The organism is Pseudokineococcus sp. 1T1Z-3, from assembly GCF_037482365.1.
Lineage (GTDB): Bacteria > Actinomycetota > Actinomycetes > Actinomycetales > Quadrisphaeraceae > Pseudokineococcus.
The window spans coordinates 254521-273838 of the sequence record NZ_JBBHZF010000025.1 but is presented as its reverse complement, the minus strand read 5'-3'; the positions used below and the strand labels follow the sequence as shown (position 1 = coordinate 273838).

The window sequence follows — 19318 nt, the reverse complement described above, 5'->3', positions numbered from 1 at the left end:
CCCCCTGGGCCCATCTCTGGGCTCACCTCTGGGTGCCGTCCTCCGGGCCTGTCGGGGACCCCGTCGTCGGCCCGGGCGCCTACCGTGCTGGCGTGCCGTCCCGATCCCGCTCCTCGACGAGCGCCCGCACGCGCCCGCCCGCGGCCACCGCGCTGCGCCTCGCCGACCGTGCGGCCCGCGGAGCGCTCACCCGCGAGCTGTGCCGCCGGAGCCTGTGGGGCACCCTGCCGGCACGGCCGGCGCGGCGCCCGGACGACGTCCGACGGCTGGCCTTCACGGTCGACCTCGACTACCAGGCGGACACCGACGCGCTGCCGGCGCTCGTCGAGCTGCTGCGCCGCCACGACGCCCGCATGACCGTCTTCGCCGTCGGCGCGCTCGTCGACGCCTGCCCCGGCCCGTACGAGCAGGCGCTGGCCGCCGGGCACGAGATCGCCAACCACTCGATGACCCACCCGGACAACCCCGTGCTCGACCCGGACCGGGAGTTCTGGCACCTGAGCGCCGAGGAGATGGCCGCGCAGGTGGGAGACACCCAGGACCTGCTCGAGCGGCGGCTCGGCCTGCGCCCCCGCGGGTTCCGCACCCCGCACTTCAAGGACGCCCACCGCCTCACCGGCGTGCTGCGACGGTTCCCCGAGATCCGCTACGTCTCCAGCGCGCTCGCGACGCGCACGCCGAGCGGTGGCGAGCCCTACCTCGCCCCGACGAGGACGACGGCAGGGGAGGCGTTCTCGCACCTCTTGCCGACCGGCGACGGCGACCCCGACGGCCTGCTGCAGATCCCGCTGACCGCGTGCCCGGCCCACCGCTGGAGCCCCTTCTGCTCCTGGCACGGCATCCGCGCCGGGGCGGTACCGGGCAGCGGCGCGGGCATGCACCCGCTGCCGGAGTGGCAGGCCCTGTGGCGCAGCATGCTCGAGCGCGCCGAGCCTGACGGCCTGGCCGTCGTCTACCTCGACCCGCACGACCTCGTGCGCGACGAGGAGACGACCGCGGCGGTCTCCGCGATGCTCGCCCACGCCGTGGCCGCCGGCTGGGAGCTCACGACGCTCGACGACGTCGAGCGCGCCTACCGGCCGCTGCAGCGGGCCGCCGCGTGAGCCCGCGGCGCCCGACAGGGGTCCTCCACGTCGTCGAGAGCTGGCCCCCGGTCGTCTCGGGGTACACCAGCCGGGGCTGGGAGGTCGTGGGCGCGCAGCAGTGCGACGGCCTCGTCGCGCCGTCGGTGCTCGTGAGCAGCCGCCAGCGGGTCTACGACGACCGGCCGCTGCTGCACCCGGCGGGGCTGGCGCCCGTGGGCGGCGTCGCCCGGGTGCGCCAGGCCCCCGTCAGCTCCTCCGAGCGGCGACGACGGCGCCTGCGGCAGTGGGCGATCGACGGCCGCGCGCTGCGCCGGGCCACCGAGACCGCGGTCGCCGAGCTCGGCGCCCAGGTCGTCCACGGGCACTTCTCCTCGACGATCGGCGCCGCGTGCGCGGGCGCGGCGCGAGCGGCTGGCGTGCCCTTCGTCGCCGAGGTGCGCTTCGACCTCGCCGGAGCAGCGGTCGCCCAGACGCTCCAGCGCGTGCCGCCACGGCTCACCGAGGGGCCCGAGCGCGCCGCCCGGCGGCTCTTCGAGCGTCACCTCGCCCGCGCCGACGCCGTCGTGTCGGCCAGCTCCAGCCTCGCCGGGCTCCTGCTGCGCGCGGACCCCGACCTCGCCGGCAGGCTGACGACGGCGCCGAACGGCGTGGACGTGCGGCGCTTCTCGCCGCGCCCGCCGTCCGGTCCGCAGGCGGAGGAGGCGCTCGGCGTGCGTCGCCGGCTCGGGCTGGCCGACGACGCCGTCGTCGTCGGCTCGACGGCCAAGATGTTGCGGTACGAGGGCCTCGACCTGCTCGTCCAGGCCGTCGGGCGGCTCGCGGCCGGCCCCCCGACGAGCAGGCCGCGGGTGCACCTGCTGCTCGTGGGGGGCGGCCCCGAGGAGACGCCGCTGCGCGAGCTGGCCGCCCGCACCGGTGCGCCCGTCACCTTCACCGGCCTCGTGCCGCCCGACGCCGTCGCCGCCCACCTGCGGGCGATGGACGTCTTCGCGGTGCCGCGCCGGGACGTCTCGGTGACCCGGTACGCCGCGCCGCTCAAGCTGCTGGAGGCGCTCGCGGCCGGTCTGCCCGTCGTCGCGAGCCCCGTCGGGGACATCCCCGAGCTGCTGGGTGCTCCCGCCGGGGACGCCGAGCAGGGACCCGCGGGCGGGGCCCGGGAGGTGCCGCGGGGCCTGCTCGCCCCCGCGGGCGACGTCGGCAGGCTCGTCGCCGCGCTGGAGGCCGTGGCGGGCGACGCCGGCCTCCGCGGGCGGCTCGGCGCCGCGGCGCGCGGGTGGGCCCTGGCCGCCGCGACGTGGGAGGCGACCGCCGCGATCACCACGGGCGTCTACGAGCGCGTCCTGCCGGCCGGCTCGGGTGGCGTGGGTGGCACGGACGGCGTGGTCCCCGGTGCGGCGGCCTCGCCCGCGGACAGGCTCTCGTGAGCAGCCCGCGCCTGCTGCGGCGCGACCCGCGGGCGCTCGCCCCGCCCGCCGGGACCGTCGACGTGCACCTGCACGTGGCGGCCGACCTCGCGCCGGGCGCCTCGTCGCTGCGACGCGACCCGGGCACGCCCCCGCCGACCGACCCGGCCGGTGCGCTGGCCCTGCTCGACGAGGCCGGCGTCGACCGCGCGCTCGCCTTCCCGCCGTACCGCACCGGGTACGCCGTCGCCAACTCCCGGCTGCGGGAGGCGGCGGCCGCCTCGGACGGGCGCCTGCTCGCCGCGGCACGCCTCGGGGGGAGGGTGCCGGCCCTCGTCCCGGCGGTGTGGTCGGTGCGACGCTCGTTGCGCTCGCGGGTCGGCTCGCGACCGCCTGACGTCGACTCCCTCGAGGGCTACGCCGGCGTGAAGCTGGCCCCGCACGTCGACGGCGTCCCCGACGAGGAGCTCCTCGCCGACGTGCGCGCCCGCCGGCTGCCCGTCGTCGTGCACGCCGGGGTGACGTGCCGGCCGGCGTGGATCGCCCGGCAGCTGCTGCCGAGGCTGACCGGCTGCCGCGTCGTCCTGGCCCACCTGGGGTGCTTCCCGGCGTCGGCGCCCGCCCTCGCCGACGCCGTGGCCCTGGCGCGGGAGGGGCGGGTGTGGCTCGACACGAGCGCGTCGTGGCTGGCCGAGCTCGTCGCCGTCGCCGTCCGCGAGGCGCCGGGGCGCGTGCTCTTCGGCTCCGACGCCCCGCTCATGAGCCCGCGGGTCGCGTGGCAGCACGTCGCCGCGGCGGTCCCCGACGACGCCCTGCTCGACTCCGTCGCCCGCGGCGCCGCCCAGGAGGTGCTCGGCCTGTGACGCCCCTCCGCCTGGACCGCTCGCGCCACCCGCTCCCCGGCACGTCGACGACGAGGTGCTGCGGGAGGCGGCGGCGGTGAGCGAGCCGACGCCGCAGGAGGTGGCGCCGGACCAGGCGGCGCCGGACCCGCCGGGGCTGCTGCGGCGCACCGGGCGGGCGGTCCTGCGGCGGGCCGTCGACGCCGGCCTCGTCGGCGAGAGGCTGCAGCGGCACGTCGTCGTGTGCGGGTACCCGCGGTCGGGCTCGACGCTGCTGCAGCTCATGGTCGACGCCTGCGTCGACGGCGTCGACAGCTTCACCGGCGAGGTCGAGGGCCGGTGGGCCGCCGAGCACGCGCCACGGCGTCGCCCGTACCTGCTCACCAAGCGCCCCGCCGACGTCGAGGAGGTCGCGGCCCTGCGCGCCTGGTACGCGCGGCACCCGGGGCGCCTGCAGGTCGTCGTCACCGAGCGCGACCCCCGCGACGTGCTCGTCTCCCGCCACTCCGGCTACCCGCCGTCACGGGGCTACTACTGCTCGCCGCAGCGGTGGCGGCGCGTCCACGACCTGCTCGGCCGGCTCGGCGAGGCCGACGACGTCGTCCGGGTGCGGTACGAGGAGCTCGTCACCGACCCGGCCGCGGTCGAGCGGCGGCTCGCGGACGCCGTCGGCTGGTCCGTTCAGCACCCCTTCGCGCAGTGGCACGCCGTCGTCCAGCACGGTCGGCTCGACCGGATGACGCAGGGGGCCCTCGGCGGCGTCCGCCCGCTCGACGCGTCCTCGGTTGGGGGCTGGCGCCGGCCCGAGCACGCCGGACGGATGGCGCAGGTCCGTGCCGCGCTGCCCGAGCTCGACGACGTGCTGGCCAGCGAGGGGTGGGAGCCGTGAGCGGGCCGCGCTGGAGCGTCGTCGTCCCGTCCTACGACCGGCCCGAGGAGCTCGCGCGGCTGCTCGGCGCGCTCTCCCGGCTGCAGGTCCCCGCCGGGGGGCTCGAGGTGCTCGTCGTCGACGACGGCGGCCGGCGCCCGGCGGCCGACGTCGTCGCGCGCGTGCCGACGCCGCACCGCGTCCGGGTGCACCGCCAGCCCAACGCCGGGCCGGCTGCCGCGCGCAACGCCGGGGCGGCGCGTGCCGAGGGAGAGCTGCTGGCGCTCACCGACGACGACTGCGCGCCCACCCCGGGGTGGTTGACGGCGCTGGAGCCGCACCTGCACGCGGACGACGTGCTGGTGGGCGGTCGGACGGTCAACGCCCTGCGCGAGAACCTCTACGCCGAGGCGACCCAGTCGCTCGTCAGCACGCTCGTCGAGCCGGCGCCGGGCCGGGCGCCGACCTTCTTCCCGACGTGCAACCTCGCCGTCCGCACGCACTCCTTCGCCGCCACCGGGGGCTTCGACGAGTCCTTCCCGCGGGCGGCGGGGGAGGACCGCGCCTTCTGCGACGCCTGGCGGGCGGCCGGTGGCACGCTCGTGCACGAGCCCGGCGCCGTCGTCGAGCACGCGCACGCGCTGACGTTGCGCGGCTTCTGGCGCCAGCACCGGGGCTACGGCGCCGCCGCTCCCGCGGTCCACCGCCGTCGCGCCGCCGCCGGGCTGCTCGACGCCGGGCACGAGCCACCGGACTTCTTCTGGCGCCTGCTCACGCGCCCGCTGCGCGAGCAGCCCCTGCCGAGGGCGGTGCCGGTCCTGGCCCTCGTCGGGCTGTCCCAGGTCGCGACCGCCGCCGGCCGCTGGCGCGCCCGCTGACGCCTGCCACCCCGGCACCTCGACGTCGAGGTGCCGCAGGGAGGTCGGCTGAGAGTGCACTTCGTCGTCGACGTGCCGGGGAGGGGGCGCTCGGGGCCGAGCGGCTGTGCCCGCCTCCGGGGCCGTGTCAGGCGTGGTCGGCGAGGAAGCGTGCGATCACCGCGGCGGCGCGCGGCCCGGCGCGCCCGTCCCACAGCGGCGGCAGCTCGGGTGGGCGCGGGGGCGCGGCCAGGGCCTCCCGCGCCGCAGCGGCGAGGGTCTGCACGTCGACGAGGCGGTTGGTCCCCGAGGTGATGGTGATGGGGCGCTCGGTGTTGGGCCGCAGCGTCAGGCACGGGACGCCGAGCACGGTCGTCTCCTCCTGCAGCCCCCCGGAGTCCGTGACGACGAGGCGGGCGGCGCTGACCAGGGAGAGGAAGTCGCCGTACCCCAGGGGCGCCGTCACCGTCAGCCCCGGCACGTCCTCGACCCCGCCCGCGCGCAGGGTCCGCCCGCCGCGCGGGTGCAGCGGGAAGACCACCGGCACGTCCGCCGCCACCTCGGCGAGCCCGCGCACGAGCCGTGCCGCCGTCGCCGGGTCGTCGACGTTGGCGGGCCGGTGCAGGGTCGCGACGGCGTAGCCCGTCTCCAGCAGCGCGGCGTCCAGGCCCAGCCGCTGCAGCGCCCCGGCCGGGTCGAGCCGCTCGCGGGCCAGCAGCAGGCTGTCGATCATCGTGTTGCCGACGAGGTGCATCCGGCTCGCGGGCAGCCCCTCGTCGGCCAGGTGCGCCAGCGCCTCGGGGCTGGTGGCGAGCAGGACGTCGGAGAGCGCGTCGACGACCCGCCGGTTGACCTCCTCGGGCATGGTCGGGTCGAAGGAGCGCAGGCCCGCCTCGACGTGCGCCAGCGGCACGCCCGTCTTCGACGTCACGAGAGCTGCCGCGAGCGTGGAGTTCACGTCCCCGTACCCGACGATGAGCGCCGGGTCCAGGTCCGCGAAGGCGTCCTCGAGCCCGGTCATGAGCGCCGCCGTCTGGCGGGCGTGGGTGCCCGAGCCGACCCCGAGCGAGACCTCCGGCGCCGGCAGCTGCAGGTCGGCGAAGAAGACGTCGGACATCGCGGCGTCGTAGTGCTGGCCCGTGTGCACGAGGCGCTGCTCGACCCCGAGGTCGCGCAGCGCCGCCAGCACGGGCGCCGCCTTGACGAAGTTGGGCCGCGCGCCGACGACGTGGACGACCGGCCTCACAGCCGCTCCACCGAGTCGCCGGCGGCGACGCCACGGGTGTCGAGGAAGAGCGACGAGCCGGCCGCGACGGCGTCCACGTCGAAGGCCGAGTGCGGCTGCAGCAGCACGACGAGGTCCTGCTCCGGCGCTGCGGCCACCGGGTCGTCCACGCGGGCGACGTCGTGGCCGTCCACGCGCCAGGAGGGCACGAAGGGGTCGGCGTAGGAGACGAGGGCGCCGAGCTCCAGCAGGCGGCGGGCCACGGGCACCGACGGCGACTGGCGCTCGTCGGCGACGTCGGCCTTGTAGGTGACGCCGACGAGCAGCACCCGCGCCCCGCGGACCGAGCGGCTGACGTCGTTGAGCATGGCGCCGGCGCGGGCGACGACGTAGGCGGGCATCCGCGCGTTGACCTCCTGCGCCAGCTCGACGAAGCGGAAGGGGTACCCGAGGCGCCGCACGGCGTAGGAGAGGTAGTCGGGGTCGATGGGGATGCAGTGCCCGCCGACCCCGGGGCCGGGCCGGAACGGCGCGAAGCCGAACGGCTTGGTCGCCGCCGCGTCGATGGCCTCCCACAGGTCCACACCGAGGTCGTGGCAGAAGACGGCCATCTCGTTGACGAGGGCGATGTTGACGGTGCGGTAGGTGTTCTCGAGCAGCTTCGTCAGCTCGGCCACCCGCGTGCTGGCGACCCGCACGACCTGCTCGCAGAACGCCCCGTAGAAGGCCTCGGCGGCGTCGGCGCACGCCGGCGTCAGGCCGCCGAGGACCTTGGGCGTGTTCGCGAGGCCGTACCGGCGGTTGCCCGGGTCGATCCGCTCGGGGGAGTAGGCGAGGTGGAAGTCCGTTCCCGCCACCAGCCCTCCCCGCTCGAGGACCGGCTGCAGCAGCTCCTCGGTGGTGCCGGGGTAGGTCGTGGACTCCAGGACGACGAGCGTCCCCGGCCCCAGCCGCGCCGCCACGGTCTCGGCGGCCTGCTCCACCGCCGTGAGGTCGGGCGAGCCGTCGTCGCCCAGCGGCGTGGGCACGCAGATGACGACGACGGCGGCGCCGGCGAGCACGTCGGGGTCCCCGGTGGGCGTGAAGCCCGCGGCCAGCAGCCCGGCCACGTCGTCGTCGGAGAGGTCGTCGACCGGCGAGCGGCCCTCCTGCAGCACCGCCACCCGCTCGGGGGAGGCGTCGAGGCCGGCGACGCTCATGCCCGCCCCCACGGCGGCCGCGACGACGGGCAGGCCCACGTAGCCCAGGCCCACCACCACCACCCGCCCCTCGGCGGCGGCCCTGGTGGGTGACGACGGCGTCGGCTCAGGCACGGTCAGTTCCCCCTCGGTCCACGGCGCCCTCTGACGCGCGCCCACCGTAGGGGGAAGCCCCGGGTCGCACCGGGCGGCAGGCCGGCGGCGGACCGGCGGTCGACCCGGACCAGGCGCGCCGTCGGTGCCTCCCCCTAGCCTGCCTGCCCATGCCCTCCGTCGCGGTCGTCGTCCCGGTGCGCTCGGGCGGCCCTGCCTTCGAGCGCTGCCTCACGGCGGTCGACCGGCTCGACCCGGCGCCGGACCGGGTGCTCGTCGTCCTCGACGGCACCGACGCGGGCGCCGACCCGGGCGACCGGGAGCGGGCGGTGCGGCATGGGGCGCAGGTCCTCGCGCTGCCCGAGCGCGGAGGCCCGGGCCGGGCCCGCAACGAGGGGGTGCGGCGCCTGCGGGAGGACGTCGTGCTCCTCGTCGACGCCGACGTCGAGCCCGCCCCCGACGCGGTCGGCGTCGTTGCCTCCCACCTGGAGCAGAACCCCCACGTCGCGGCGGTCTTCGGCGCCTACGACGACACGCCCGCCGAGCCGGGCTTCCTCTCGCAGTACAAGAACCTGCTGAACCACCTCATGCACGACCGCGAGCGCGTGGCCAGCACCTTCTGGGCCGGCTGCGGGGCGGTGCGCCGGGCCGACCTCGCCGCCGTCGGCGGCTTCGACGAGCGCTACGAGCGCCCGGAGGTCGAGGACGTCGAGCTCGGCGGCCGGCTCGTCGCGGCCGGCCGCACGATCCACCTGCTGCCGCACCTGCGCGCCACCCACCTCAAGCGGTGGACGGCGCGCGGCCTGCTGCGCACCGACGTCCTCGCGCGCGCGCTGCCGTGGAGCGAGCTCATCCTGCGCACGGGCAGCCTGCCGGGCGAGCTCGACGTCTCCCCGCGCCACCGGGTGCAGGTCGCCCTCGTGCCGCTGAGCCTTCTGGCCGTGCTGGCCGCCGCCGCCACGCGCGGCCGCCGGCGGCCGCTCCTCGCGCTCTCGGCGACGGGCCTTGGCGCCGTCGTCGCCCTCGACGCCCCGCTGCTGGCCGGCTTCGCGCGCCTGCGCGGGCCGGTCTTCGCGGCGCGGACGGCGCCGTGGCGGGTCGCCGCCTACGGGGCCAGCGCCCTCGGCCTCGCCCTGGCCGCGGTCAGGGTGGGGGCCGAGCGCGCCGGTCTGCGCGCGGCGCCCGAACCCCGGCTGCGGCGGGACCTCGACGACCTCGTCGACGACCTGCACGCCCCCGCCGACGTCGACCCCGCCGGTCCTGCCGGCCTGGCCGACCGGGGGAGGCAGCCGTGAGCGTCGAGCAGCAGGCGCCGGCCGGGGGAGCCGCCGCGGCGCACCGCTCCCGGGCGCGCCGCGGCATCGACCGTGACTCGTTGCTGCGGGAGAAGCCGCGCCTGGCCGACGTCCTCGCCGCCGCGCGGCTGCTGGCGGCCGAGGTGCCACGCCCGCGCCGCTCGGCCGCCGTGCTGGTGGGCCTGAGCCTGCTCGAGGTCGGGGCCACCGTCGTCGTCGCGCTCGCCGGGCGCTCGCTGCTCGACGCCGCGACGGGTGGGACCACCGGCGGCGCCGGCGCCCTAGACACCGGGGCGCTGGTCGTCGCGGTCCTCGCCGCGCTCGGTGCCTTCGCCGCGGTGCGGGCGCGCCTGGTGCTCACCGAGGACCTCGCGATGGCCTCGCGCACGCGCGCCGTGCGCCGGCTGGCCGGGACCCTGCACACCGCCGGCGTCGAGGACCTCTCGGCCGTGCCCATGGCCGGCCTGCGCGAGGTCCTCATGACCGACGTCGACGCTGCCTACCGCTTCCTCCTCACGACGGCGAACCAGCTGACGGTCCTGCTCTTCTGGGCGGTCTCGGCGCTCGCGGTCGTCGCGTGGCTGTCCCCGCCGCTGCTCCTGCTGCTGCTCGGGCTGGGCCTGGCGTGCGGCGCGGCGCTCGTGCAGGGCACCCGCCGCCACCTGCGCCTGACGGGGGACCGCTTCGTCGCCCTGGCCAGGCTGTCCGGCCGCGCGCGCGACGTCGTCGAGGTCGAGCGCGTCGTCCTGGCCCGCCAGTTCGGGCTGGGCGACCTGCCGGTGCGCCAGATGATGGCCGCGCACGAGGAGTACGCCGACGTCGCCGTCCGCCAGGGCCGCCTCACGGCCCTCGTCCAGGCGCTGCTCCTCGGGCTGAACTCCCTGTCCTTCGTCGCCGTCGTCGGCGCCGGGGCGGTGCTCGTCGCGGGCGGCGACCTCGGGGTCGGGGGGCTCGTCGCCGTCGTCTTCGTCGTGGGCCAGCTGCTGCTGGCCGTCACCCGCCTCGGCGAGACCTCCTCGCGCGCCGCCGAGACCGCGACCTCCGGGCGGCGCATCGCGGCCTACTGGGACGCCGACGCGCCGCCCGCGCCGCCCCGCGAGCTCGGCAGCGCCCGGGTCGAGGCGGTGCGGGCGCGGGGCCTGGCCTTCGGCTGGGCCTCGGGCCAGCTGCTCGCCGACGTCGACCTCGACCTCGAGCGCGGCCGCACGACGGCGCTCACCGCCGCGACCGGCGCGGGCAAGTCGACCCTCGCGATGCTCCTCACCGGCCTGCTGCCGGCGCGCGCCGGCACCGTCTCCCACGACGTCGACGGCGAGCCGCTGACCCCGGCGGAGCTGCCGGCCGGCCGCGTCCTCTACGTCGGCGCGCGGCCGGTGCTCGTGGAGGGCTCGCTGCGCGACAACCTCCTGCTCGACGACGACGCGGAGGTCGACGACGACGTGCTGCGCCGCGCGGTCGCCCACATCACCGCCGGGGCGCTGCCCTTCGACGTCGACGACGTCGTGGTCGGCCCGCACGGCACCGGCCTGTCCTCGGGGCAGGGCCAGCTCGTCCAGCTCGTGCGGGCCGTGTGGCGCGACCCCGACGTCCTCGTCCTCGACGAGGCGACCAGCGCCCTCGACATGGCCACCGAGGAGCGGGTGCAGGCGGGCCTGCTGTCGTGGTGCTCCCGGCGGGTCTGCCTCGTCGTCTCCCACCGCCGCTGCCCCTGGACCGACACCGCCGCCCAGCAGGTGACGCTGGGCCCCGACCCGGCGGCGCCCGGCAGCCTCACCGTCCTCGCCCGCCCCGCGGGCCCCGGCGCCGACGTCTCCGGCGTCTCGCAGGACCAGGCCCGCCCGCGACCCCCCGAGGAGCCCTCGTGAAGGTCCTGCACGTCGTCAACTACGGCTGGCCGCACGTCGACGGGTACACCGTCCGCAGCCGCAGCCTCGTCGTGGCCCAGCGCCGCGAGCTCGGCTACGAGACCTCCGTCGCCGCCTCGGCCTACCCCGTCTTCGCCCGCGCGTCCGACCCGGCGCTCGTCGTGGACGGGTGGGGCCCCGGGCAGCACCAGGTCGTGCCGCGCGCCGGCCGGCTCGGCCGGGTGGCCGAGCGGGTCGTCCCGGGCGCGCTGCAGCGCGCCCAGCGGCCGGCGCTCGGCCTGGCCCCGCTGCAGGAGCGGGCCGCCGCCCGCGGGCTGCTCGACGTCGTCGACGCCGTGCAGCCCGACGTCGTCCACGCCCACCACCCGGCGTACGCCGCCCGCGCCGCCAGGGCCGCCGCGCGGGCGCGCGGGCTGCCGTTCGTCTACGAGCTGCGCTGCTTCAACGGCGACTACGACCTGGACGCGCGCAACCCCTACTACCTCGCCCGCGGGCGCCGGCAGAACGCCCTGGAGGCCGAGCTCGCCCGCTCGGCCGACCACGTCGTGACCATCGCCGACGGCCTCGCGCGGCGGCTGCGCGCCGCCGGCGTCCCGGAGGAGCGGCTGTCGGTCGTCCGCAACGCCGTCGACACGGCCCGCTTCACCCCGCAGGACCGCTCGGGCCACGACCCGTCGGTGCTGCGCGTCGGCTACGCCACGACCTTCGAGGCCATCGAGAACGTCGACGCCCTCGTCGGCGCGGCCGCGCTGGCCCGCGACGAGCTGGCGCGCCAGGGCCGGCGGCTGGAGGTCACCGTCGCCGGGGCGGGCCGAGACCTGGAGCGGGTGCGGGCGCTCGTCGCCGACCGGGGCCTGCAGGACCTCGTCGACCTGCCCGGCTTCGTGCCCATCGGCGCCATGCCGCAGTGGTACGCCGACCTCGACCTCTTCGTCGTGCCCCGCAAGGCCGCCGCCGTCGCCGCCGACACGACGCCGCTCAAGCCGCTGGAGGCGCTCGCCACCGGCCTGCCGCTGCTCGTGAGCGACCTGCCGGCGATGCGCGAGCTGCTCGCCGGGCGCGCCGGGGTCGAGCTCGTCGAGGCCAGCCCGCAGCCGCTGGCCGACGCCGTGCTGCGCTTCGCCCGGGCGCCCTGGACGCCGCCGCAGGCGCCCGACCTGGGGGACCGGGCGTGGTCGCGGGAGGTGCACCGCTACCCGGAGGTCTACCGGCGGGCGCGCGAGACGGCGGCCGCGCGCCGGGCAGGCACGGCACCCTCGGGCGCTGCGGCGGGCCGCCGGTGAGTCCTCCCGCCGACGTCCCCGACGGCCTCGTCGACGTCCACGTCCACCTGGGGCCCAGCGACTCCGGAGAGGTCTACTACCCCGACCTCGCCGCCGCCGAGCTGGCCGACGTCGCCGCGGTCGCGGGCGTCACCGCCTCGTGCGCCTTCCCGCCGTACCAGGTGGGGGGCTACGCGGGCGCCAACGCCGAGGTGCTCGCCGCGGGCCGCGGCTCGGGCGGCACGGTGCTGCCCTTCGCGCGCCTGGGCGGGCGGCGGCCAGCCTTCTGCCGGACGCCACGCCCGTGGCAGCTGCGCCGCGCGGCCCGGCGCGGGCTGCTCGGCGTCCCGCCCGACCTGCCGGGGGCGCCTGGCGCCCCGGACGGCCTGCCCGCCTACGCCGGGGTCAAGCTCCTTCCGCACCTCGACGGGCTCCCGGACGCCGAGACCTTCGCGGTGCTGCGCGAGCTGCGGCTGCCCGTCGTGGTCCACGGCGGCGAGCACGTGCCGCCGGCCTGGGTCGAGCGGCGGCTGCTGCCGCTGCTGGGGCGGTGCCCCGTCGTGCTGGCGCACCTCGGCGTCTTCCCCCTGGCCGAGCCGCTGCTCGCCGACGCCCTCGCCCTCGTGCGTCGTCGCCCGGGCGTCGTGCTCGACACCTCCGGGGTCTGGTCGTCGGTGCTCGTGGCCCGGGCGGTGCGTGCGGCGCCCGACCAGGTCGTCTTCGGCTCCGACGCCCCGCTCACCCACCCCGCGGTCGCCTGGCAGCACGTCGCCGAGTCCGTCCGGGACGACGGCCTGCTGGAGCGCGTCGGCGCCGTCAACCCCGCGCGGGTGCTCGCCGGCGCGCTGTGAGCGGGTCGCCGGCCGGGGCCGGACTTCTCAGGGCCCGTGGACGACGAAGCCCTCGGGCGTGAGGTCGTAGACGGCGACGGGCGCCTCCGAGGGTGGCAGCCCGGGCGGGCCGTCGTCGCCCCAGACGACGAGGTGGCGCGCACCGACCGCGCGCATCGCCGCGGCGACGTCCTCGGCGTCTGCGTCGGTGCCGGTCGTGCCGACGTAGGGCACGCCGGAGAGGTAGGCGAGCATCTGGGTCGCCTGCCAGTCCTGGGCGCCGGCGACCGGACCGGTCAGGGGGGCGGTGGCCTCCAGCTGCTCCGCGGTCCGCCACTCGACCTGGTTCTTGCCGAAGCGCAGCCCGAAGGCCGGGATCAGGGAGACGAAGACGAGGCCGGTGAGGACGACGCCCACGACGGTGGTTGGCCGTGCCCGCCGGCCCCCGAGCGCCGCGAGGCCGGCAGCGGCCAGGGGGATCGAGGCGAGCATCGGCGTCCACAGGTAGCGCTCGATGACGACGAGGAGGCTCAGCCCGCCGACGAGCACGGCGGCCGCACCGACGAGGCCGAGGGCGGTGGCGGCCGCCGTGCCGCCCCGTCGCAGCGCGAGGGCCAGCCCGAGCAGCGCGACCGGCACGACGGCCCACCACCGGACGACCGCCACCCACAGCGTCGTCCCGAGCTGCTCGACGACGTTGTCGAGGCGCTCGTCACCGGTCACGGCGCCGTCGCCGCGCTCCTCGCTGCGCAGGTCGGGCAGCGCCGCCGGGTCCTCCCACGGCGTCACGGCGTCGGGGCCGGCCGGGGCGTAGAGCCCGTCGTAGGTCAGCGGCGTCCCGAGGGAGCCGTCGGCGGCCCACCGGGCGTTGTAGGAGCCGGCCGAGGAGATGGTCGGCTCGCCCGCCTCGGCGCTGACGGCCGCCACCCACGGCCCGGCGACGACGGCCACGAGGGCGAGCGAGATCGCCGCCCTCCGCAGCACCTCACGTCGAGGGCGGTCCGGGCGCACGAGCCGCGCGAGGCCCACGAGGACGACGACCGCCACCGCGAAGGGCAGCCCGATCGCCTTGGCCAGGTAGGCCAGTCCGCCCAGGACCCCGGCGAGGACCGCCGTGCCGGTACCCCGGCCACCGGCGGGCACGGGAGCCGTCAGGGCCCAGACGAGCCCGAGCGCGAGCACGCACAGCAGCAGCTCGGGGTAGATGGCGAACCAGGCGGCGGTGACGAGCAGGGGCACCGCCAGCAGCGTGCCGACGTCGGCGCCGCGCCGGGTCGCGCCGCAGCGCAGGGACAGGCTGCGCAGCAGCGGCAGCGCGAGCAGGGCGGTGGCCAGGAGCACCAGCCGCAGCGCCATCGTCGTCTCGACGCCGAGCGCCACGAGCGGCGCCGCCAGCGCGGGGTAGAGCGGGCTCCAGTACGTCGTCACGGCGCCAGCGAGGTCTCCGGCGGCGAAGCGGTCGGCGAGGGCCGCGTAGACGACGCCGTCGGGGCTCACGAACCAGCGCTTGAAGGGCAGGAGGGCGAGCCAGCCGCCGACGGTGGCGACGTAGGGCATGGCCGCCCACAGCCGGTCCGCGCCCGGGCCGTCGTCGAGCGCCTGCACCGCGCGGGGTCGCCCGCGGGTCTCGCTCGTGCCGACGTGGTCGGCGCGGGCCGCGCTCATGGGACCTCGCTCGGGACGGGGGCTGGGGCCGCCGGCCGCGCCCGGCGGGAGGCGTCGGCCGCCGTCACGGTAGCCGCCGACCCCCTCCTCGCGGTGGGGCCGGTGAGCATCCGCGGATAGCCTCCGTGGGACCGGCCGGCCGGTGTCCGAAGCCGGTCGCCGCCCCCGTAGCCCAACCGGCAGAGGCGGGCGCCTTAAAAGCGCTGCAGTGCGGGTTCGAACCCCGCCGGGGGCACGAGCGCCATCAGGACGACGGGCGCCGGCGGGACGAGCGGGGCCGTGGAACGTGGCAGGTGGGTGCGACGTTGGACCACCCGAGGGCGGCGGCGCCCTCGATCGGCCACACTGGCCCAGGGCCGCCGGCCCTTCCTCGCCGACGCTCTTCCCGACAGGAGTCCCATGCAGAGCAGCAACCCCGCCTTCCGGAACGACAAGGCGTTCACGCAGGGTGGCTACGCGACGTTCGACGACACCGACCGCCGCCGCGGCCAGGCGCCGACGCGCGGCGGCTCGCAGCAGACGCAGGACATGACGCCCGAGCAGCTGCAGGAGATGTACTCCCAGCCCTCGGCGGGTGGCCCCCAGACCGGGCGGATGACCTACGACGACGTCGTCGTCCGCACGGGCGTGCTCTTCGGCATCCTCGTGGCGTCGGCGACCGCCACGTGGGTGCTGACGCCTCCCGGCCTCGGCCTCGGGCTCCTCCTCCCGCTCATGCTCGTGGGCGCCGGGCTCGGGATGTGGGCGTCGCTCAGCAAGAAGGTCCGCCCAGGCGTCATGGTCGCCTACTCCTTGCTCATGGGCGCCGTGCTCGGTGCCCTCAGCCAGGCCTTCGAGTCGGTGTGGGACGGCATCGTCCCGGCGGCGATCATGGGCACCCTCGGCGCCTTCGCCGCCATGCTCGTCGCCTACAAGACCCGGCTGATCCGGGCGACGGAGAAGTTCACGAAGCGACTCCTCATCGCGGGCATGGGCTACTTCGTCTTCGTCCTCGTCAACCTCGGCATCAGCCTCTTCACCGGTGCCAGCGTCTGGACCTCGCCGTTCGGCTGGCTCTTCGGCCTCATCGGTGTCTCGCTGGCCTCGCTGTTCCTCATCCTCGACTTCGACTACATCGAGCAGGGCGTCAAGAACGGCCTCCCGCAGGAGTACGCCTGGCGGGCCGCCTTCGGCCTCGTGACGACCGTCGTGTGGCTCTACATCGAGATGCTGCGCCTGCTCGCCATCCTGCGTGGCGGCGAGTGACCGCCCCCGCGTGAGCAGCACCCCCGGCGGGAGGGCAGGAGCAGCAGGCCCCGCCGAGGAGGGCGCGGTGCGCGAGCTGCACCGGGTCCTCGACCGTCTCGCCGCCCTCGGGCCCGGCCGCCTCGCGCGCCCGGGCCCGAGGCCTGTCGGGGCCGAGGTCGTCTCCGCCGAGCCCGCCAGGCCGGTCGACGTCGTCCGTCCGCTCCTGCAGCAGCTGGCCGACGAGGCCGCGCACCTCGAGGGGCGCTCGCGGCGCGACGTCCCCGAGCTGGCCTCGCACGCCCTCGGCGACCAGCTCGCCGTCCTGGCCGGCGACGTCCTCGCCGCCGCCCGGGCCGGGGGGGACGTCGCCGCGACGGGGCGGCTGCACCAGCACCTCACCCGCCTGCGCCGGGCTCTCTAGGGCGGGCTGCCCCGGGTCACGTGGCGCTCGGCGAGGACGGGGTGCTCTGGCCCCGCGCCCGCGGCGCCGCCACAGCACCGGCGCGCCGACGCAGACGGGCCCACTGCCCGAGCGGACCCCGGTCCGCGCCGTCGCGACGGGCCCCCTCGACCTCGGTGCCGGCTTCCTGGGCGGCGGCGACGGCCGCCTGGGCGACGGGCACGACGCGCTCGCTGCGACCGGAGTCCTCCTGCACGGGCCACAGCCCCAGCGACGTCGCGACGGCCGGCAGCAGGACGGCGGCGGCCCGCGCGTACCCGGCCGGCGACGGGTGGAAGCGGTCGGCGCTGAAGAGCTCGGGGGCGTTGCGGAACTCGACGCTCAGCAGGTCCCCCAGGGAGACCGACCGCCCGCCGGCCTCGACGACGGCGATGGTCTGGGCCGCGGCGAGCTCGCGGGACCAGCGCCGCGCCAGCGAGCGCAGCGGCTGGGCCACCGGCTCGACGATGCCGAGGTCGGGGCAGGTGCCGACCACCACCTCCGCGCCGGCCTCCCGCAGCCGCGAGATCGCCGCGCCGAGCGCACGCACCGCCTCGGGCGGGCGCAGCCGCTTGACGACGTCGTTCGCGCCGACCATGACGAGGACGGCGTCGGGGGAGGGCATCTCGGCGAGCAGGTCGTCGACCTGGCGGTCGAGGTCACGGGAGTCGGCGCCGACGACGGCCCGGTTGACCAGGCGCACGGGTCGCCCGGCGAGGGCGGCGAGGCCGACGGCGACGATGGCGCCGGGCGTCTGCTCGGCGGTGTCGGCCCCGAGGCCGTCGGCGCTGGAGTCACCGACGACGCCGAGGTCGAGCGGCGTCCCGGGGCCGGCCCCGTAGACGGCGTCGGCCTCCGGCCCGGCGGGGCCGAACTGGCGGCCCACGACCCGGCGGGCCAGCTTGGCCTCGACGGCGAGGACCCCGACGCCGACGGCCGTCAGCGCGGTCAGCCCGCCGCCGCCGTACGCCGCGGCCGCGGCCACCCGTCGTGCCCTGCGCGCCCTCGACATCGACCGCCTCCTCCCGTCCGCCTCCTGGTCCCGATGCTGCCGGCGCGCCCCCCTCCGGGGCGTCGCAGCACGGCTCCGTCGCCGCCGAGGCTAGAGGGACGGGCGCCCGTCCTGGCGTCACCTGGCCGTCGCCTGCCCCGCCGAGGGCGCGCGCGCGTCCGTCGCCCCGGGCGGGCGACCTGCAGAAGGGCCCCTCGCCCTACGTCGTCGCAGGTCAGGGCGGTCGGTGCCGGGACGAGGCCGTGCTGCGCCGGTCGGCCGGTCCCGGTCCGAGGTGGGAGGATGCGCCGGTGCGCTACGCCGAGTCCGTCGTCGACCTCGTGGGCGGCACGCCGCTCGTCCGGCTCTCCGCGGTCACGGAGGGGATCGAGGCGACGGTGCTCGCCAAGGTCGAGTACCTCAACCCCGGCGGGTCGGTGAAGGACCGCATCGCCGTGCGCATGGTCGACGCCGCCGAGGCCTCGGGGGCCCTGCAGCCGGGCGGGGTCATCGTCGAGCCGACGTCCGGCAACACCGGCGTGGGGCTCGCGCTCGTCGCCCAGCAGCGCGGCTACTCGTGCGTCTTCGTGTGCCCCGACAAGGTCGGGGAGGAGAAGCGGGCGGTGCTGCGGGCCTACGGCGCCCAGGTCGTCGTGTGCCCCACGGCGGTGCCGCCCGAGCACCCCGAGTCCTACTACTCCGTCAGCGACCGGCTGGCCCGCGAGCTGCCCGGCGGCTGGAAGCCCGACCAGTACTCCAACCCCAACGGGCCGCTGAGCCACTACGAGACGACCGGCCCGGAGGTGTGGGCCGACACCGACGGGAGGCTCACGCACTTCGTCGCGGGCGTCGGCACGGGCGGCACCATCACGGGGACCGGGCGCTACCTCAAGGAGGTCTCGGCGGGGCGCGACGGCGGACCGGTGCGCGTGGTCGGCGTCGACCCCGTCGGGTCGGTGTACTCCGGCGGGTCCGGCCGTCCCTACCTCGTCGAGGGCGTGGGCGAGGACATGTGGCCGTCGGCCTACGACCCGTCGGTGCCCGACCGCATCGTCGCCGTCTCCGACGCCGAGGCCTTCGCGATGACGCGGCGGCTGGCCCGCGAGGAGGGCCTGCTCGTCGGCGGCTCGTGCGGCATGGCCGTCGTCGGGGCGCTGGAGGTGGCGCGCGAGCTCGGGCCCGGCGACGTCGTCGTCGTGCTGCTGCCGGACTCCGGCCGCGGCTACCTCGCGAAGATCTTCGACGACCGGTGGATGGCCAGCTACGGCTTCGCGACCGCAGGCACGCAGGCGGCCGAGGCCGGCGAGGCCACGACGACGGTGCGCGACGTGCTGCGGCGCAAGGACGGCGGGCTGCCGGCGCTCGTCCACACCCACCCGAACGAGACGGTGCGCGACGCCGTGGAGATCCTCCACGAGTACGGCGTCTCGCAGATGCCGGTGGTCACCTCGGAGCCGCCCGTCGTCATCGGCGAGGTCGTCGGCGCCGTCAGCGAGCGCGACCTGCTGGACGCCGTCTTCTCCGGGGCGGCGCAGCTGACCGACCCGGTGAGCCGGCACATGTCGGCGCCGATGCCGCGCATCGGGGGCAGCGAGAGCGCGGGGGCCGCGCGCACGGCGCTCCAGAAGGCCGACGCGCTCCTGGTCGTCGACGACGGCTCCCCGGCCGGCGTCGTCACCCGCGCCGACCTGCTCGCCCTCGCCGCCGGCTGACGTCGAGGGCGGGTGCGCGCCCCGCCCCCTCCCCGCGGCGTGCGACCTCGTCGCGCCGGTCTCCCGCGACGTGTGACCTCATGTCGAGGAAGAGGTGAGGTCTCGACGCGCGCTGACTACCGTGCCCGCGTGGCCGAGCCGCGACGACTCACGACCTTCAAGCGCTGGCGGCTGGCGGACGGCGTCACGCTCGCGCACGTGCGACGGGTCGTCGAGGAGGCCGTCGTGCCTCACTACCGCGACCTGAGCGACGACGTCGAGCTCGGCCTCGAGGCGGCGGACGACCGGACGATCATCGCCGTGCAGCGGTGGCCGAGCCGGGCGGCTCGTGACGCGGCGATGTCCGGACCGCGCTTCGAGGCGTGGTGGCAGGCCTACCTCCCGGTGCTGGCCCGGTGGGACGAGCTCGTCAGCCTCGTGGACGAGTGGGAGACCGAGGTCCTCCTCTGAGCACGCGTCA

The 19318-nt window shown here is 77.4% G+C and carries 17 protein-coding genes and 1 tRNA gene; 14 read left to right on the top strand and 4 right to left on the bottom strand.

The features are described 5' to 3' along the window. The first annotated feature begins 92 nt into the window (after positions 1-92). The 5 genes from WDV86_RS11950 (at position 93) to WDV86_RS11930 (ending at position 5076) form a co-directional block, all read left to right on the top strand. Positions 93-1103, top strand: coding sequence for a polysaccharide deacetylase family protein (locus WDV86_RS11950; RefSeq protein WP_339567863.1), 1011 nt, complete (start codon positions 93-95; stop codon positions 1101-1103). Continuing rightward, the gene (locus WDV86_RS11945) at positions 1100-2509 is read left to right on the top strand and encodes a glycosyltransferase (RefSeq protein WP_339567862.1); all 1410 of its coding nucleotides are present in this window, start codon (positions 1100-1102) and stop codon (positions 2507-2509) included. The genes WDV86_RS11950 and WDV86_RS11945 overlap by 4 nt, the downstream gene beginning before the upstream one ends. Further along, entirely contained in the window at positions 2506-3351 is an 846-nt protein-coding gene (locus tag WDV86_RS11940; protein WP_339567861.1) for an amidohydrolase family protein, read from the top strand. Before WDV86_RS11945 ends, WDV86_RS11940 begins: the two co-directional genes overlap by 4 nt. Positions 3352-3427: 76 nt before the next feature. Next, the gene (locus tag WDV86_RS11935; protein ID WP_339567860.1) at positions 3428-4219 is read left to right on the top strand and encodes a sulfotransferase family protein; all 792 of its coding nucleotides are present in this window, start codon (positions 3428-3430) and stop codon (positions 4217-4219) included. Continuing rightward, positions 4216-5076, top strand: coding sequence for a glycosyltransferase (locus WDV86_RS11930; protein ID WP_339567859.1), 861 nt, complete (start codon positions 4216-4218; stop codon positions 5074-5076). The genes WDV86_RS11935 and WDV86_RS11930 overlap by 4 nt, the downstream gene beginning before the upstream one ends. A 127-nt stretch (positions 5077-5203) precedes the next feature. Here WDV86_RS11930 and wecB read toward each other — a convergent pair whose 3' ends face one another. Further along, positions 5204-6301, bottom strand: coding sequence for a non-hydrolyzing UDP-N-acetylglucosamine 2-epimerase (gene wecB / locus WDV86_RS11925; protein ID WP_339567858.1), 1098 nt, complete (start codon positions 6299-6301; stop codon positions 5204-5206). Further along, on the bottom strand, positions 6298-7593 hold the full coding sequence (locus tag WDV86_RS11920; RefSeq protein ID WP_339567857.1) for a nucleotide sugar dehydrogenase: 1296 nt from the start codon (positions 7591-7593) through the stop codon (positions 6298-6300). The genes wecB and WDV86_RS11920 overlap by 4 nt, the downstream gene beginning before the upstream one ends. 149 nt (positions 7594-7742) lie before the next feature. Between WDV86_RS11920 and WDV86_RS11915 the strand changes: the two genes are divergently transcribed. From WDV86_RS11915 to WDV86_RS11900, 4 genes are read left to right on the top strand one after another with little or no spacing between them, the layout of a single operon-like run. After that, entirely contained in the window at positions 7743-8867 is a 1125-nt protein-coding gene (locus WDV86_RS11915) for a glycosyltransferase family 2 protein (protein WP_339567856.1), read from the top strand. Further along, positions 8864-10732 carry an ABC transporter ATP-binding protein gene (locus WDV86_RS11910; RefSeq protein ID WP_339567855.1) on the top strand — a complete coding sequence of 623 codons (1869 nt, stop codon included), beginning with the start codon at positions 8864-8866 and terminating at the stop codon, positions 10730-10732. Before WDV86_RS11915 ends, WDV86_RS11910 begins: the two co-directional genes overlap by 4 nt. After that, positions 10729-12015, top strand: a complete 1287-nt coding sequence (locus tag WDV86_RS11905) for a glycosyltransferase (RefSeq protein WP_339567854.1) — start codon at positions 10729-10731, stop codon at positions 12013-12015. The genes WDV86_RS11910 and WDV86_RS11905 overlap by 4 nt, the downstream gene beginning before the upstream one ends. Then, the gene (locus WDV86_RS11900) at positions 12012-12845 is read left to right on the top strand and encodes an amidohydrolase family protein (RefSeq protein WP_339567853.1); all 834 of its coding nucleotides are present in this window, start codon (positions 12012-12014) and stop codon (positions 12843-12845) included. The genes WDV86_RS11905 and WDV86_RS11900 overlap by 4 nt, the downstream gene beginning before the upstream one ends. A 27-nt stretch (positions 12846-12872) precedes the next feature. On the opposite strand, the gene WDV86_RS11895 is transcribed toward WDV86_RS11900, so the two are convergent. Next, positions 12873-14489 carry a hypothetical protein gene (locus WDV86_RS11895; protein WP_339567852.1) on the bottom strand — a complete coding sequence of 539 codons (1617 nt, stop codon included), beginning with the start codon at positions 14487-14489 and terminating at the stop codon, positions 12873-12875. A gap of 161 nt (positions 14490-14650) precedes the next feature. Between WDV86_RS11895 and WDV86_RS11890 the strand changes: the two genes are divergently transcribed. The 3 genes from WDV86_RS11890 to WDV86_RS11880 all read left to right on the top strand — a co-directional run bounded on the left by WDV86_RS11890 (position 14651) and on the right by WDV86_RS11880 (position 16137). Next, positions 14651-14724: transfer RNA gene (locus WDV86_RS11890), tRNA-Leu, on the top strand. 164 nt (positions 14725-14888) lie between these two features. Continuing rightward, positions 14889-15734 (top strand): Bax inhibitor-1/YccA family protein, encoded by an 846-nt coding sequence (locus WDV86_RS11885; RefSeq protein ID WP_339567851.1) that lies wholly within the window; start codon positions 14889-14891, stop codon positions 15732-15734. A gap of 10 nt (positions 15735-15744) precedes the next feature. Continuing rightward, entirely contained in the window at positions 15745-16137 is a 393-nt protein-coding gene (locus tag WDV86_RS11880) for a hypothetical protein (protein ID WP_339567850.1), read from the top strand. A 16-nt stretch (positions 16138-16153) separates the two neighbouring features. Here the strand turns inward: WDV86_RS11880 and WDV86_RS11875 are convergent, their stop codons facing one another. Further along, positions 16154-17167 carry an SGNH/GDSL hydrolase family protein gene (locus tag WDV86_RS11875; protein WP_339567849.1) on the bottom strand — a complete coding sequence of 338 codons (1014 nt, stop codon included), beginning with the start codon at positions 17165-17167 and terminating at the stop codon, positions 16154-16156. Between the two features lie 290 nt (positions 17168-17457). Between WDV86_RS11875 and WDV86_RS11870 the strand changes: the two genes are divergently transcribed. Beyond that, positions 17458-18858: a cystathionine beta-synthase gene (locus WDV86_RS11870; RefSeq protein ID WP_339567848.1), complete on the top strand. Its 1401-nt coding sequence runs from the start codon at positions 17458-17460 to the stop codon at positions 18856-18858. 129 nt (positions 18859-18987) lie between these two features. Continuing rightward, positions 18988-19308, top strand: a complete 321-nt coding sequence (locus tag WDV86_RS11865) for a hypothetical protein (RefSeq protein WP_339567847.1) — start codon at positions 18988-18990, stop codon at positions 19306-19308. Positions 19309-19318: the final 10 nt, after the last annotated feature.

Excerpts from the sequence above, each read along its gene's own strand:
- WDV86_RS11875 (WP_339567849.1), bottom strand. The coding sequence starts at position 17,167 with ATGTCGAGGGCGCGCAGGGCACGACGGGTGGCCGCGGCCGCGGCGTAC.
- WDV86_RS11885 (WP_339567851.1), top strand. The coding sequence starts at position 14,889 with ATGCAGAGCAGCAACCCCGCCTTCCGGAACGACAAGGCGTTCACGCAG.
- WDV86_RS11895 (WP_339567852.1), bottom strand. The coding sequence starts at position 14,489 with ATGAGCGCGGCCCGCGCCGACCACGTCGGCACGAGCGAGACCCGCGGG.
- WDV86_RS11915 (WP_339567856.1), top strand. The coding sequence starts at position 7,743 with ATGCCCTCCGTCGCGGTCGTCGTCCCGGTGCGCTCGGGCGGCCCTGCC.